Below are 13,415 nucleotides of genomic sequence, written 5' to 3' on the forward strand. Positions count from 1 at the left end.
CAGGCCATGCGGGTGCACCCGTGGCCGGGGTCTCCCCGGCCACTGGGTGCGCCCCCTTGGGGGGAGGCGCAACATCGCGCAGCGAGTGGAGCAACGGGGGTGGTCCATCTTTCAGCGGCGCACCTGCAGGGCGCCGGGGTTGACGATGTTGCTGGGCGTGCCGCGCAGGTAGTTGACGATGTTGTCGAAGGCGGCGCCGAAGTACAGCTCGTAGCTGTCCTGCTCGACGTAGCCGATGTGCGGCGTGCAGATGCAGTTTTCGAGCCGCAGCAGCGCGTGGCCCTGCAGGATCGGCTCGCTCTCGAACACGTCCACCGCCGCCATGCCGGGGCGGCCACGGTTGAGTGCGCTGACCAGCGCGTCGGGCTCGACCAGCTCGGCGCGCGAGGTGTTGACCAGCAGCGCCGAGGGCTTCATGCGGGCCAGGTCGTCGAGCTTGACGATGCCCAGGGTGGCGTCGACCAGGCGCAGGTGCAGCGACAGCACGTCGGACAGGGCGAAGAACTCGGCGCGTGTGGGGGCCGCGTGGTGGCCGTCGGCGCGCGCGCGCGCCATCGATTCGGGCGAGCCCCAGACCAGCACCGGCATGCCGAAGGCGCGGCCGTAACCGGCCACGATCTGGCCGATGCGCCCGTAGCCCCAGATGCCCAGGGTGCGCCCGCGCAGCACGCTGCCGAGGCCGAAGTTGGGCGGCATGGATGCGCTTTTCAGGCCCGACTGCTGCCAGGCGCCGTGCTTGAGGTTGCCGATGTACTGCGGCAGCCGGCGCATGGCGGCCATGATGAGCGCCCAGGTCAGCTCGGCCGGCGCGATCGGCGAGCCGGCGCCTTCGGCCACCACGATGCCGCGCTCGGTGCAGGCTGCCAGGTCGATGTGCGGGCCCACGCGCCCGGTCTGCGAAATCATCCTCAGGCGCGGCAGTTTTTCGATCAGCTGGCGCGTGACGTGCGTGCGCTCGCGGATCAGCACCAGCACCTCGGCGTCGCGCAGCCGCACGGCCAGTTGCCCCAGACCCTTGATGGTGTTGGTGTAGACCTTGGCCGGGTAGGGCTCCAGCCGGGCGGCGCAGGCCAGCTTGCGCACCGCGTCCTGGTAGTCATCGAGTATGACGATGTTCATGCGCGCATTGTGCCGCGCGGCGCGCGCGCCGATGTTCGCGAATGCAAGGGCCCGGCGTCGGCGGGCGCGGGCCCCCGCCTCAGGCGCGGCGCGGCAGCGCGGCCTGGCGCTCTTCGGCGGCAGCCAGGCGCCCGAGCTCGGCGCACACGTCGGCCAGGCGCCCGCAGATGCGCAGCCGGCGCACGGCGCCGTGGGCGTTGGCGGCCTCGGCGAAGTGCGTCACGCGCACCGGGCGGGCAGGCGCTGCGCCGGGCGCGGCGTGGCTGGCCGGCTCAGGGGACAGGTGCCCCTGGGCGCGCGCCTGCGCCATGCGCGTCCAGGCGCCGGGTGCGCCCGGGGCTTGCTGCCGCCGCTGCGCGGCGCGGCGCTGGAGGCTGGGGGTGCGATGGTCGGCCAGGTACAGGACCTTGGGCGAGGCGGGGCGGATGTCTTGCAGGAGTCCCATGTAAAACCTTTCGGGGCAGAGGTTGGACACAGGCGAGATTGACGAATGCGGCGCGCTGGTGGCCCACGCATGGGGCCGCTGCGCGCTGCCGGCACCGCCGCAGGGTGTGAATGGCCGTCATCCGGAGTGGATCGCCATCTGCACGCCCGCCACCTGCGCAGGTGCCGTGTGAATGGGGGCTACATCAGCATGTTGCCCCGGATCAGGCCGACGGCCAGGCCTTCGATTTCAAAGGGCTCGCCCGGCTGCACCACGATGGTGGGGTAGTCGGGGTTTTCGGCATGCAGCTCGATCTGCTCCTTGTGGCGGTGAAAGCGCTTGACCGTGACGTCGTCGCCCAGGCGCGCCACCACGATCTGGCCGTTGCGCGCCTCGCGCGTGGACTGCACGGCCAGCAGGTCGCCGTCCATGATGCCGGCGTCCCGCATCGACATGCCGCGCACGCGCAGCAGGTAGTCGGGGCGCTGGGCGAACAGGGTGGGCTCGACGTGGAAGGTCTGGTCCACGTGCTCTTGCGCCAGGATGGGCGAGCCAGCCGCCACGCGGCCGATCAGCGGCAGGGCCAGTTGCGCCATGCCGGGCAGCGTGAGGGAAAGGCCTTCGCCGCGCAGCGCGCTGCGCGCCGCGCCCTTGAGCCGGATGCCGCGCGAGGTGCCGCTGACCAGCTCGATCACGCCCTTGCGCGCCAGCGCCTGCAGGTGCTCCTCGGCCGCGTTGGCGGACTTGAAGCCCAGCTCGGCCGCGATCTCGGCGCGCGTGGGCGGCGCGCCGGTGCGCGCGATGGCGCGCTGCACCAGGTGCAGGATTTGTTGCTGGCGGGCCGTGAGTTTGGGGCTGTCGGGCATGGCAAATCCTCGGGGGACGGACGATTGGTCGATGGCGATGGGAACGCTGGTCGATCTGTATCGATTTACAGTAACTGTAGTTTTGCACAGTTTTTTTCGTAACGCAAGCGCTGTATGCCGATGGCCCATGAAAAAAGCCGGCGGGTCGCCGGCTTTCGGATGGAAGGTGGCGTCCGGCCCGTCCGCCTAACTGCCAAGCGCCGCCAGCGCGCGCTCGGTGATCTGCTCGACCGTGCCGGTGCCTTCGATGGCGCGGTACTTGGGCGCGGCCGCTGGCTCGCGCGCGGCCCAGCCGCTGTAGTAGTCGACCAGCGGGCGGGTCTGCTGGCTGTAGACCTCCAGGCGCTTGCGCACGGTTTCCTCGCGGTCGTCGTCGCGCTGCACCAGCGGCTCGCCGGTGACGTCGTCCTGGCCCGCGACCTTGGGCGGGTTGAAGGTGATGTGGTAGGTGCGGCCCGAGGCCGGGTGGCTGCGGCGGCCGCTCATGCGCTCGATGATGGCGTCGAAGGGCACGTCGATCTCCAGCACGTAGTCGAGCTTGACGCCGGCGTCCTTCATCGCCTCGGCTTGCGGGATGGTGCGCGGAAAGCCGTCGAACAGAAAGCCGTTGGCGCAGTCGGGCTGCACGATGCGCTCCTTGACCAGGCCGATGATGATGTCGTCGCTCACCAGCGCGCCCGAATCCATCACCGCCTTGGCCTGCAGGCCCAGCGGCGTGCCGGCCTTGACGGCGGCGCGCAGCATGTCGCCGGTGGAAATTTGCGGGATGCCGTATTTCTGGCAGATGAAGGCGGCCTGCGTGCCCTTGCCGGCGCCGGGCGGGCCCAGAAGAATCAGTTTCATGCGAATCCTCGAAAGTGGTGGTCCGATCCGCGGCCGGTTCTCCCTCAAGCCGCTGGCGCCAGGCGCCTTGCAATCAAGAATAGCACGCAGGCCGACCGTTCAGGCCAATGGCCCGGGCGCCTTCAGGCCATCAGGGCGCGCACGCGCGCCAGGTCCTCGGGCGTGTCCACGCCGGGGCCCGGGGCGTGGTCGGTGACGTGCACGGCGATGCGATGGCCGTGCCACAGCGCGCGCAGCTGCTCCAGCGCCTCGCAGCGCTCGATGGGCGCCGGCGCGAGCCGCGGGAAGGCGCGCAAGAACGCGGCGCGGTAGCTGTAGATGCCGATGTGGCGCAGCGGCGCGGGCTGCGTGGGCAGCTGCGTGATGCCCTGCGCAAAGCCGTCGCGCCACCAGGGCAGCGGCGCGCGGCTGAAGGTGAGGGCCAGGCCCTGCGCGTCGGTCACCACCTTGACGACGTTGGGGTTGATGAATTCTTCTACTGATTTGATAGCATGTGCCGCTGTTCCCATCTGGGCCAGCGGCACATTCTTCAATAAATCGGCGACGGCGCCGATGAGCGCGGGCTCGATCAGCGGCTCGTCGCCCTGCACGTTGACGATGACATCCTCGCCATCCAGTCCCAGCAGCGCGCAGGCCTCGGCCAGGCGGTCGCTGCCGCTGGGGTGGTCGGCGCGCGTGGCGATCGCGCGCACACCATGGGCGGCGCAAGCCTGGAGGATCGCCGGCGCGTCGGCCGCCACCACCACCTGCGCCGCGCCCGACTGAGCGGCGCGCTCGGCCACGCGCACCACCATCGGCTTGCCGGCGATGTCGGCCAGCGGCTTGTTCGGCAGGCGCGTGGAGGCCAGGCGGGCCGGGATCAGGACGGTGAAGCTCACGGCACCGAGATCTGCCGCGCCGCCTCTGTGGCGTCGAAGTGCAGCACCTTGGGCCAGTTGGGCCAGGCCACGCCCAGCGCCCCGGTGTTGGGGTTGCCGCTGCGCGCAAAGGCCGCCAGCGCGCCCATCATGGCGTCGGACAGGGCCAGCCGGCCGGCCTTGTTGGCGTCGCTCACGATCGCGTTGGCGTACAGCGAGGGGCCGAAGTTGCCCAGCAGGAAGGGCAGGTCGAACACGTGCGCCGCGCCGTAGATTTCGTTCCAGGGCGCTGGCTCCTGCTTCCAGTCGAAGCGGTAGGACCACACCTGGCCCGGCGTCTGCGTCGCCAGCGCGTTCATGTAGTTGTCGCGCATGGCGGTGAAGAACTTGGCGTCGAGGTCGGCGATGGCCACGTCGTAGGCGGCGCCGTCGGCGTAGGCCGGGTTGATGATGTCGCCGAACGTGGCCGCCTTGGCCTTGGCCGGGTCGAACAGGAAGGGGAACAGCTGCGCGTCCGTCAGCTTGATGCCCACCGGGTGCCCGACCAGCGGCAGAAAGCTGGACAGCAGCTTGGACTCGCTCGCCGCCATGCCCGACAGCACCGGCACCTTGGCGTAGTTGCCGGCCAGGATGGCGGCGATCGGGTCGGCGGCGACCACCGTGCCCTCGGGGATCGGGCCCGAGGCCGTGCTGTTGGGCAGGCCGCCCACGGTTTTCAGGCCCACCTTCAGGATGGTGCTGGCCGGCTTGCCGCGCAGGTAGGCGGCGATGTCGGCGTTGCTGTGGCCCTGCATCCAGGCGGTGGCGCCGGCCACGTCGGCGGCGCTGCCGTCGTCGATCAGCAGCTTCATCAGCAGCACGTTGGACAGCGCCTCGTAGGTGGCGACCGGGTTCAGCGCCGGGATGTAGCCGTTGTTGCCGGCCAGGTTGTTGGCCGGCTGCGGAAAGCCCGGGCTGGTGGCCAGCGAGATGCCGCCCGACAGCGGCACCAGCTTGTGGAACAGGCCGGCGGCGCGGTTGCCCGGCGCCGTCATCACGGCCAGCACGTTGATGGCGCCGGCCGACTGGCCGGACAGCGTGACGTTGTTCTTGTCGCCGCCGAAGCTGGCGATGTTGCCCTGCACGAACTTCAGCGCCTGCATGATGTCCAGCACGGCGTAGTTGCCGGACTGGTCGTCGGCGGTCAGCGTCGGGTCGACCGCGGTGTCGCGCAGCGCCGGGTGGCGGAAGAAGCCCAGCTGCCCCAGCCGGTAGTTGGCCGTCACCACCACCGCGTTGGCCTTCCTGGCCAGCGCCGCGCCGTCGTACAGCGGGTCGGCGCTGTAGCCGGTGATGTTGCTGCCGCCGTAGATGAACACGATCACTGGCAGGTTCTTTTCTTCGCTGGCCGGGCGCCAGATGTTGAGCGACAGGCAGTCTTCGCTGCCGGGGGTGTTGCCGCTGGCCAGGTTGTCGCCCACCGTGGCGTCGAAGCTGTTGTGGTTGCCGGGGCTGTACAGGCGCGGGTTCTGGATGCACGAGGCGCCGAACTGGCTGGCCTGCAGCGTGCCCGACCACGGCGCGGGCGCGCGCGGCGCCTTCCAGCGCAGCGCGCCGCTCGGCGCCTGGGCAAAGGGAATGCCCTTCCAGAACAGGGTGCCCGAACGGGCGTTGTCGTTCACGCCTTCGACCGGGCCGTAGGCCGTGTCGCGCTTCACGATCGAATCGCCGTCGCCTCCGCAGGCAGTCAGAATCATGGTGGTGGCCAAGGCGGCGCCGGCAAGCCAGCGCGATGCCAAAGTGGGTGTCATGCCTCGATGCTCCTCGTTGTTGTGGGTTCGATGACCCGGGCGCATCGTAATGGGGCGGCGCGGCCCCAGCAAGGGGATTTGCGCGCGTCAGAGCGCCGGCGCGCGCGGCGGCAGGGCCTCCAGTTCCTCGTCCGACAGCGTGCGCGCCTCGGCCTCCAGCATGATGGGGATGCCGTCGCGGATGGGATAGGCCAGGCGGGCCGAGCGCGAGATCAGCTCCTGCTGGTCGCGGTCGTAGTCCAGCGGACCCTTGGTGACGGGGCAGACCAGCAGTTCAAGCAGTTTGGCGTCCATGGCGGTTTTCAGTGGGCGGAGGATGTGGAGAGCAGGTTCATGATCAGCACGCCGGCCACGATCAGCGCCATGCCCAGCAGGGCCCAAGCGTCCAGCCGCTGGCCGTGCAGCAGCCAGGCGACGACCGTGATCAGCACGATGCCCAGGCCCGACCAGGTGGCGTAGGCCACGCCCACCGGGATGCTGCGCAGCGTGAGCGACAGCAGCCAGAAGGCCAGGGCGTAGCCGACCACGACCAGCGCGGAAGGGCCCCAGCGCGTGAAGCCCGCGCTGGACTTGAGGGCGCTGGTGGCGAGCACTTCGCTGACGATGGCGCCCAGCAGGAACAGGTGGTTTTTCATCGGCCGGTGCGGCGCGGACCAAGGCTCAGGCCCGCTGGCGGGGATGATAGCCCCGCGCGGCCAGGCGCTCGTCCAGCGCGGCAAAGAAGGCGGCCGGCACCTGCAGCTGCAGCGGCACGGCCAGCGCGTCGGGCCGATGGCGCCACAGCTTCATCGCGTCTTTTTCGGTGCAAATCAGGGTCTGAACCGCTCCCGTCGTGCGCGACCAGCTATTGAAATCGTAGTGATCGGGCAGGGCCACGGTGTCCGCCAGCGCCAGGCCGGCCTGGCGCAGCAGATCGAAGAAGGCCTGCGGCCGGGCGATGCCGGCGACTGCGGTGAGCGGCGTGGCCTGCAGCGTGCGCAGCGGCACGGCGCTGCCGTCGGCGCGCAGCGCGTGCTCGGCCAGTCGGCGGGTGGCTGTGAAGGCGGGCGCCGGCTGATCGATGGTGCCGGGGGGCGGCGCCTCGGTCGCCAGGATGAGGTCGACCGGCCGCGGCCAGGGCTCGCGCAGCGGCCCGGCGGGCAGCAGCCAGCCGTTGCCGATGCCGCGCGCGTCGAACACGGCGATCTCGACATCGCGCGCCAGCGCCAAGTGCTGCAGGCCGTCGTCGCACACCAGCACGTCCACTTCAGGATGCGCGGCCAGCAGGGCGCGGCCGGCGGCGGCGCGGCGCGCGCCCACGGCCACCGGCACGCCGGCGCGGCGGCGCAGCAGCAGCGGCTCGTCGCCCACGTCGCGCGGGTTGGCGTCGGGGGCGACTTCGCGCACGTCGGTGGTGCGGCGCCCATGCCCGCGCGAGACGATGCCGGGGCGCCAGCCGCGCGCGCGCAGGTGCAGGGCCACGGCCAGGGTGGTGGGGGTCTTGCCGGCGCCGCCGGCCACCACGTTGCCGACCACGATCACCGGCAGCGGCAGGCGCTCGGCCTGCAGCACGCGCGTGCGGTACAGCGCGCGGCGCAGGGCCGCCAGCGCGCCATACAACAGCGACAGCGGCCACAGCGCGCAGGCCAGCGGGCCACGTGCGGTCCAGGCCTGCGTCAGGCGCTGCTCCAGCCGGGCGCGGGCGCCTGCGCGCATGGCGGGGCGGTCAGCGCGCGGCGCCGGTCTGCGCCGCGAAGGTGATGCGCGTGAGACCCAGGCGGCGCGCGGCCTCCATGGCGGTGACCACCGCCTGGTGCGTGGCCGCGGCGTCGGCGCTGATGATGAGCACGGTATCGGGCGCGGGCTGGGTGGCGCGCAAGGCGTCGGCCACGGCCTCGGCACTGCGTGCGGACAGCGGCTTGTGATCCACCGCGTAGCGGCCGTCGGCGGCGACGGCGACGACGATTTCCTTCGGCCGGTCGCGCGCGGCGTCGGCGTTGGCCACCGGCAGGGTCAGCTGCAGCTCGGTGAAGCGGTTGTAGGTGGTGGTCAGCATCAAAAAGATCAGGATCACCAGCAGCACGTCGATGAAGGGCACCAGGTCGATCTGCGGCTCTTCGGGCTGGCGCGGGCGGAACTTCACCGCGCATCTCCCGATCCGCCGGGGCACAGCGGCTCCAGGTGGCGCGCAAAGCGCTCGGCGGCCAGCTCCAGCTCCAGCACGTAGCCGTCGACCCGGGCGCGGAAGTAGCGCCAGAAGATCAGCGCCGGGATGGCGATGATCAGGCCGAACGCGGTGTTGTACAGCGCGGTCGAGATGCCGTGCGCCAGCTGGGCCGGGTTGCCGCCCGACAGCGAGCCGGTGGACGCCTGCGAGCCGAAGATCTCGATCATGCCGATGACGGTGCCGAACAGCCCCAGCAGCGGCGCCGCCGAGGCGATGGTGCCCAGCGCCGGCAGGTAGCGCTCCAGCCGGTGCGCGGCGGTGCGGCCGGCCGCCTCCATGGCGGCGCGCATCTCGGACGCGGTGCAGCGCGGGTTGTTGTTGATGGCGCGCCAGCCGGCGGCCAGCACCTGGCCCAGGTGGTTGTGCTGCTCCAACTGGTTGACCATCTCGGGCGTGGGCGGGGCGTTGCGCGAGACGTTGATGGCCTCGTCCACCAGGCCCGGCGAGAGCACACGCGAGGTCTTGAGCTGGATAAAGCGCTCGACGATGAAGGCCAGCGCCAGCACGGAGCACAGGATCAGCGGCCAGATCGGCCAGCCGGCCGCTTGTATGATCGAAAGCAAAGGGACTTCTCCGGGTGCCGCCCGGGCGCTGCCGGGGCGGTCGCAACAGGTGCAAAGGGGGCGCGCGTGATTATCCACCACCGCCGCGCCCGGGCCGCCTGCGGATTTCCTGTACGCCGCGCTCATGAACAGGATCTGTGGATAACTTTGTGAAGAACCCACGGCCGGAATGCTTGAAATCCAGCATTGGCGCGGGTTGTGACAAATTGCTTACGAGATAAGCGGATAAAACACATTGAAAATCAATGACTTGCTCCGAACGATCGTGCGATTGAGACAAATTGCGACATCCGCATTTACCCTCGCCACATTGTGGAAGAGTGGCCCGGCCCGCAGTCGCCCCATGGCCCGCCAGAGCGCATGAACACTGGGTTTTCGCCGCGCCCGCCTGATTTGGCGCCGCCTGTGTGGGCGGTTGGGGCGCTGGCGCGCGCCGTGGCGGACGCGCTGGATGCGCGCTTCAACCCCGTGGCCGTGCGCGGCGAGGTTTCGGGCGTTGCGCGCGCGGCCAGCGGGCATTGCTACTTCACGCTCAAGGACGCCGGCGGCCAGCTGCGCTGCGCCATGTTCCGGCGCGCGGCCAGCCTGCTTCAGTTCACCCCGCGCGAGGGCGACCAGGTGGAAGTGCGCGCGCGGCTGTCGGTGTACGAGGCGCGCGGCGACCTGCAGCTGGTGGTCGAGTCGATGACGCGTGCCGGCCAGGGCCAGCTGTTCGAGCAGTTCTTGCGCCTGAAGGCCAGGCTGGAGGCCGAGGGCCTGTTCGACGCCGGCCGCAAGCGCGCCCTGCCGGCACAGCCGCGCGGCATCGGCATCGTCACCTCGCTGGGCGCGGCGGCCCTGCACGACGTGCTGACGGCGCTGGCGCGGCGCGCGCCGCACATCCCCGTGCTGCTGGCGCCCGCGCCGGTGCAGGGCGAGGGGGCGGCGCAGGGCTTGCGCGATTCGCTATCAAAGTTGTATCTGCTGGCGCAGACCGGGAGCGGGCTGGAGGCTGATTTGACTCAAAGCCGCCCGACACCGCCGGTCGAGCTGATCCTGCTGGTGCGCGGCGGCGGCTCGATCGAGGACCTGTGGGCCTTCAACGACGAGCAGCTGGCGCGCACCATCGCCGCCAGCCCGGTGCCGGTGATCGCCGGCATCGGCCACGAGACCGACTTCACCATCGCCGACTTCGTGGCCGACCTGCGCGCGCCCACGCCCACCGCCGCCGCCGAGCTGGCCAGCGCCCCGCGCGCGCAGCAGCTGGCCGAGCTGCAGGCGGCCGAGCAGCGCCTGCAGCGCGCGCTGCAGCGGCGGCTGGACGCCGAGGCCCAACGCGTCGACCGCCTGGCCGCGCGGCTGGGCCGGCCCTCGGGCGCCGTGGCGGCCGAGCAGCTGCGCCTGGCGCGCTGGGGCCAGCGCCTGCAGCACGCCGGCGCGGGGCGCCTGCAGCAGGAGCGCGATCGCCTGGCCCGCAGCGCCGAGCGCCTGCCCGCCGCGCTGCAACGCGCCCTGCAAGCGCAGCAGCAGCGCCTGGAGCGCGCCGAGTTGCGCCTGGGCCTGCTCGACCCGCGCCTGGTGCTCGAGCGCGGCTACGCCTGGCTGCAGGACGCATCGGGCCAGCCCGTCACGCGCGCGCGCCAGGCCCAGGCCGGACAGGCGCTGGCCGCCACCCTGGCCGACGGCACGGTCGAGATGACCGTCACCGGACGCAGCTTGCGCTGAGTTCCTACAATGGCCGGGTGTGCCGCCGCGGCCGCCGGCCGCCAGGCACCCGATCAACCGCTGAGAACAGGAGAACCCGCATGGAACGCACCCTTCCCCCCTGCCGTACCCGATCGACGCCCTGGCGCCCGCCTACAGCAAGGAAACGCTGGAATATCACCACGGCAAGCACCACAAGGCCTACGTCGACAAGCTCAACGAGCTGCAAAAGGGCACCGAGTTCGAGAACATGGAGCTCGAAGCCATCATCAAGAAGGCCCAGGGCGGCATCTTCAACCAGGCCGCGCAGATCTGGAACCACACCTTCTTCTGGAACTGCATGAAGCCCCAGGGCGGCGGCGAGCCCGCCGGCGCGCTGGCCGCGGCCATCGCCAAGAAGTGGGGCAGCTACGCCGACTTCCGCAAGGCCTTTGCCGCCAGCGCCGGCGGCAACTTCGGCAGCGGCTGGACCTGGCTGGTGAAAAAGGCCGACGGCAGCGTCGACATCGTCAACACCAGCAACGCCGGCAATCCCATGACGGCCGGCGACAAGCCCGTGCTGACCGTGGACGTGTGGGAGCACGCCTACTACATCGACTACCGCAACGCGCGGCCCAAGTTCGTCGAGGCCTTCTTCGACAAACTGGTCAACTGGGACTTCGCGGCCAAGAACTTCGGCTGATTGCTGGTCATCCGCATGCAAAAGCCGCCTTCGGGCGGCTTTTTGCTTTGCGGGCCGCGAACTTCAACGGGCCTGAAACACGCTGCCGCCCAGCTTGTGGCCGGCCTTGACGTGGTGTTCGGCAAACCAGCCCTGGTTCATCTCCAGCACGTAGCGCACCGGCTTGGCCGAGCAATGGTTGCTCTCGTCCAGCGGCTTCATGTCGGCCAGGTTGACGATGGTGCCGTCGTCGGCAATGAAGGCGGCGGTGAGCGGGATCAGGGTGTTTTTCATCCAGAAACACTGCTCGCCCGGCTGCTCGAACACGAACAGCATGCCCTCGGTCGGCGGCATGTCGCGCCGGTTCATCAGGCCGATCTGGCGCTGCAGCGGGGTGCTGGCCACCTGGACGTCGATGCGGTACATGCCCACCGTCAGCTGCACGCGCGGCAGGTCGAGCTGCGGCCCCATCTGGGCCAAGGCGGGGGCGCCGGACAGGCTGGCGGCGAGCAACAAGGTCAAGGACCGGCGGCGGGTGAGCGACATGGCGTGGGCGGATGGTAGGCGGCAGGCGTGGGAAAGCCTGCAAAACGACTGGCATTTTGCAGGCTTTCGGGGCCGGGGGCGCGAGGCCCCGGCGCTGGCGCCCGATCAGGCGGCCGGCTTGGCAGCGCGCTTTTTGGCGTGCTTGGTGCTGTGCTTCTTGGCAGCGTGCTTCTTGGCCTTGTGGGCCTTGGCCGTTTTGGCCGCGGGGGCGGCGGCAGCCGGAGCTTCGGCCGCGGCCGGGGCCGCCGGAGCGGCGGGGGCAGCGGGCGCCTGGGCCCAAGCGCCGCAGGCGATGAGCGCGGCGGTCAGTGCGGTGAGGAGTTGCTTCATGATGACCATTTCTTGAACAGGGTTCGATGATGGGACTGCAGCGCGCGAACCGTCGTGCCGCCTCAGCATAACGGCGCAGCTTGCCCGGCGGTTGACGGCGTCGTGCACGGATCGCGCACGCTCTCGTGTCGGTAGAATTTCCGTCATCCGGGCCCGGCTTTGCCGGCTCGCCCGCAAGCTTTTTTCATTGTTTTGCACGGAGACGCGCGCGCATGACCGCCTATCAGCACATCCAGGTGCCCGCCCAGGGGCAGAAGATCACCGTCAACCCCGACTTTTCGCTGAACGTGCCCGACGAGCCCATCGTGCCCTACATCGAGGGCGACGGCACCGGGGTCGACATCACGCCGGTGATGATCAAGGTGGTGGATGCCGCGGTCGCCAAGGCCTACGGCGGGCGCCGCAGGATCCACTGGATGGAGGTCTACGCCGGCGAGAAGTCCACCCGCGTGTACGGCCCCGACGTCTGGCTGCCCGAGGAAACGCTGGCGGCGCTCAAGGAGTTCGTGGTGTCGATCAAGGGGCCGCTGACCACGCCGGTGGGCGGCGGCATCCGCTCGCTCAACGTGGCGCTGCGCCAGGAACTGGATTTGTACGTGTGCCTGCGCCCGGTGCAGTACTTCCAGGGCGTGCCCAGCCCGGTGAAGGAGCCCGAGAAGGTCAACATGGTGATCTTCCGCGAGAACAGCGAGGACATCTACGCCGGCGTCGAATGGGAGGCCAAGAGCGCCAAGGCGCAGAAGGTGATCCGCTTTCTGATCGACGAGATGGGCGTGACCAAGATCCGCTTTCCGGAGAGCTCGGGCATCGGCATCAAGCCGGTGTCGATCGAGGGCACCGAGCGCCTGGTGCGCAAGGCCATCCAGTACGCCATCGACAACGACAAGCCCAACGTGACCCTGGTGCACAAGGGCAACATCATGAAGTACACCGAGGGCGGCTTTCGCGACTGGGGCTATGCGCTGGCGCAGCGCGAGTTCGGCGCCCAGCCGATCGACGGCGGGCCGTGGTGCCAGTTCAAGAACCCCAGGACGGGCAAACCCATCGTCGTCAAGGACGTGATCGCCGACGCCTTCTTGCAGCAAATCCTGCTGCGCCCGGCCGAATACAGCGTGATCGCCACGCTCAACCTCAACGGCGACTACATCAGCGACGCGCTGGCGGCGCAGGTGGGCGGCATCGGCATCGCGCCCGGCGCCAACCTGAGCGACAGCGTGGCCTGCTTCGAAGCCACGCACGGCACCGCGCCCAAGTACGCCGGCAAGGACTACGTCAACCCTGGCAGCGAAATCCTCAGCGCCGAAATGATGCTGCGCCACATGGGCTGGGTGGAGGCGGCCGACACCATCATCGCGGCGATGGAGGCGGCGATCCAGAGCAAGAAGGTGACCTACGACTTCGCGCGCCTGATGGAGGGTGCCACGCAGGTGAGCTGCTCGGGCTTCGGGCAGGTGATGATCGAGCATATGTGACCCGCGCCCTGCCAACAAAAAAACCGCCCTCGGGCGGTTTTTTTATCGGCCAGCA

At 70.0% G+C, this 13,415-nt stretch carries 15 protein-coding genes and 1 pseudogene; 3 read left to right on the forward strand and 13 right to left on the reverse strand.

Annotated elements, in window-relative coordinates:
• Positions 1-111 precede the first annotated feature (111 nt).
• The 11 genes from ACWHMB_RS05220 to ACWHMB_RS05270 all read right to left on the reverse strand — a co-directional run bounded on the left by ACWHMB_RS05220 (position 112) and on the right by ACWHMB_RS05270 (position 8,668).
• Positions 112-1,119, reverse strand: coding sequence for a D-2-hydroxyacid dehydrogenase family protein (locus ACWHMB_RS05220; protein ID WP_377482868.1), 1,008 nt, complete (start codon positions 1,117-1,119; stop codon positions 112-114).
• 79 nt (positions 1,120-1,198) lie between these two features.
• The gene (locus ACWHMB_RS05225; RefSeq protein ID WP_377482870.1) at positions 1,199-1,564 is read right to left on the reverse strand and encodes a hypothetical protein; all 366 of its coding nucleotides are present in this window, start codon (positions 1,562-1,564) and stop codon (positions 1,199-1,201) included.
• Positions 1,565-1,743: 179 nt separating this feature from the next.
• A complete protein-coding gene (gene lexA / locus ACWHMB_RS05230; protein ID WP_293223598.1) occupies positions 1,744-2,409 on the reverse strand; it encodes a transcriptional repressor LexA in 666 nt (221 codons plus the stop codon).
• A gap of 186 nt (positions 2,410-2,595) precedes the next feature.
• Positions 2,596-3,252: an adenylate kinase gene (gene adk, locus ACWHMB_RS05235; RefSeq protein ID WP_377482872.1), complete on the reverse strand. Its 657-nt coding sequence runs from the start codon at positions 3,250-3,252 to the stop codon at positions 2,596-2,598.
• A 122-nt stretch (positions 3,253-3,374) separates the two neighbouring features.
• Positions 3,375-4,130, reverse strand: a complete 756-nt coding sequence (kdsB, locus tag ACWHMB_RS05240) for a 3-deoxy-manno-octulosonate cytidylyltransferase (protein ID WP_293223589.1) — start codon at positions 4,128-4,130, stop codon at positions 3,375-3,377.
• Positions 4,127-5,899, reverse strand: a complete 1,773-nt coding sequence (locus ACWHMB_RS05245) for a carboxylesterase/lipase family protein (RefSeq protein ID WP_377482874.1) — start codon at positions 5,897-5,899, stop codon at positions 4,127-4,129. The genes kdsB and ACWHMB_RS05245 overlap by 4 nt, the downstream gene beginning before the upstream one ends.
• An 87-nt stretch (positions 5,900-5,986) precedes the next feature.
• Positions 5,987-6,193 carry a Trm112 family protein gene (locus ACWHMB_RS05250; protein WP_377482876.1) on the reverse strand — a complete coding sequence of 69 codons (207 nt, stop codon included), beginning with the start codon at positions 6,191-6,193 and terminating at the stop codon, positions 5,987-5,989.
• An 8-nt stretch (positions 6,194-6,201) separates the two neighbouring features.
• A complete protein-coding gene (locus ACWHMB_RS05255; protein ID WP_377482879.1) occupies positions 6,202-6,534 on the reverse strand; it encodes a DMT family transporter in 333 nt (110 codons plus the stop codon).
• Positions 6,535-6,559: 25 nt separating this feature from the next.
• Positions 6,560-7,594: a tetraacyldisaccharide 4'-kinase gene (gene lpxK / locus ACWHMB_RS05260; RefSeq protein WP_447648466.1), complete on the reverse strand. Its 1,035-nt coding sequence runs from the start codon at positions 7,592-7,594 to the stop codon at positions 6,560-6,562.
• Between the two features lie 10 nt (positions 7,595-7,604).
• Positions 7,605-8,021: an ExbD/TolR family protein gene (locus ACWHMB_RS05265; protein ID WP_377482884.1), complete on the reverse strand. Its 417-nt coding sequence runs from the start codon at positions 8,019-8,021 to the stop codon at positions 7,605-7,607.
• Positions 8,018-8,668 (reverse strand): MotA/TolQ/ExbB proton channel family protein, encoded by a 651-nt coding sequence (locus ACWHMB_RS05270; protein WP_377482887.1) that lies wholly within the window; start codon positions 8,666-8,668, stop codon positions 8,018-8,020. The genes ACWHMB_RS05265 and ACWHMB_RS05270 overlap by 4 nt, the downstream gene beginning before the upstream one ends.
• 360 nt (positions 8,669-9,028) lie before the next feature.
• Between ACWHMB_RS05270 and xseA the strand changes: the two genes are divergently transcribed.
• Both xseA and ACWHMB_RS05280 read left to right on the forward strand, forming a co-directional pair.
• Positions 9,029-10,372, forward strand: coding sequence for an exodeoxyribonuclease VII large subunit (gene xseA / locus ACWHMB_RS05275; RefSeq protein ID WP_377482889.1), 1,344 nt, complete (start codon positions 9,029-9,031; stop codon positions 10,370-10,372).
• 80 nt (positions 10,373-10,452) lie between these two features.
• Positions 10,453-11,033: pseudogene (locus ACWHMB_RS05280) on the forward strand (superoxide dismutase).
• A gap of 63 nt (positions 11,034-11,096) precedes the next feature.
• On the opposite strand, the gene ACWHMB_RS05285 reads toward ACWHMB_RS05280, so the two are convergent.
• Both ACWHMB_RS05285 and ACWHMB_RS05290 read right to left on the reverse strand, forming a co-directional pair.
• Positions 11,097-11,558, reverse strand: a complete 462-nt coding sequence (locus ACWHMB_RS05285) for a DUF192 domain-containing protein (RefSeq protein WP_293226785.1) — start codon at positions 11,556-11,558, stop codon at positions 11,097-11,099.
• Between the two features lie 105 nt (positions 11,559-11,663).
• Positions 11,664-11,888 carry a hypothetical protein gene (locus tag ACWHMB_RS05290; RefSeq protein ID WP_293226783.1) on the reverse strand — a complete coding sequence of 75 codons (225 nt, stop codon included), beginning with the start codon at positions 11,886-11,888 and terminating at the stop codon, positions 11,664-11,666.
• Between the two features lie 212 nt (positions 11,889-12,100).
• Between ACWHMB_RS05290 and icd the strand changes: the two genes are divergently transcribed.
• Positions 12,101-13,360: an NADP-dependent isocitrate dehydrogenase gene (icd, locus tag ACWHMB_RS05295; RefSeq protein ID WP_293226780.1), complete on the forward strand. Its 1,260-nt coding sequence runs from the start codon at positions 12,101-12,103 to the stop codon at positions 13,358-13,360.
• The last annotated feature ends 55 nt before the right edge of the window (positions 13,361-13,415 follow it).

This window comes from Ottowia pentelensis, assembly GCF_964341695.1.

Excerpts from the sequence above, each read along its gene's own strand:
- ACWHMB_RS05225 (WP_377482870.1), bottom strand. The coding sequence starts at position 1,564 with ATGGGACTCCTGCAAGACATCCGCCCCGCCTCGCCCAAGGTCCTGTAC.
- ACWHMB_RS05285 (WP_293226785.1), bottom strand. The coding sequence starts at position 11,558 with ATGTCGCTCACCCGCCGCCGGTCCTTGACCTTGTTGCTCGCCGCCAGC.
- ACWHMB_RS05245 (WP_377482874.1), bottom strand. The coding sequence starts at position 5,899 with ATGACACCCACTTTGGCATCGCGCTGGCTTGCCGGCGCCGCCTTGGCC.
- xseA (WP_377482889.1), top strand. The coding sequence starts at position 9,029 with ATGAACACTGGGTTTTCGCCGCGCCCGCCTGATTTGGCGCCGCCTGTG.
- lpxK (WP_447648466.1), bottom strand. The coding sequence starts at position 7,594 with ATGCGCGCAGGCGCCCGCGCCCGGCTGGAGCAGCGCCTGACGCAGGCC.
- icd (WP_293226780.1), top strand. The coding sequence starts at position 12,101 with ATGACCGCCTATCAGCACATCCAGGTGCCCGCCCAGGGGCAGAAGATC.
- ACWHMB_RS05290 (WP_293226783.1), bottom strand. The coding sequence starts at position 11,888 with ATGAAGCAACTCCTCACCGCACTGACCGCCGCGCTCATCGCCTGCGGC.
- lexA (WP_293223598.1), bottom strand. The coding sequence starts at position 2,409 with ATGCCCGACAGCCCCAAACTCACGGCCCGCCAGCAACAAATCCTGCAC.
- adk (WP_377482872.1), bottom strand. The coding sequence starts at position 3,252 with ATGAAACTGATTCTTCTGGGCCCGCCCGGCGCCGGCAAGGGCACGCAG.
- ACWHMB_RS05220 (WP_377482868.1), bottom strand. The coding sequence starts at position 1,119 with ATGAACATCGTCATACTCGATGACTACCAGGACGCGGTGCGCAAGCTG.
- ACWHMB_RS05255 (WP_377482879.1), bottom strand. The coding sequence starts at position 6,534 with ATGAAAAACCACCTGTTCCTGCTGGGCGCCATCGTCAGCGAAGTGCTC.
- ACWHMB_RS05250 (WP_377482876.1), bottom strand. The coding sequence starts at position 6,193 with ATGGACGCCAAACTGCTTGAACTGCTGGTCTGCCCCGTCACCAAGGGT.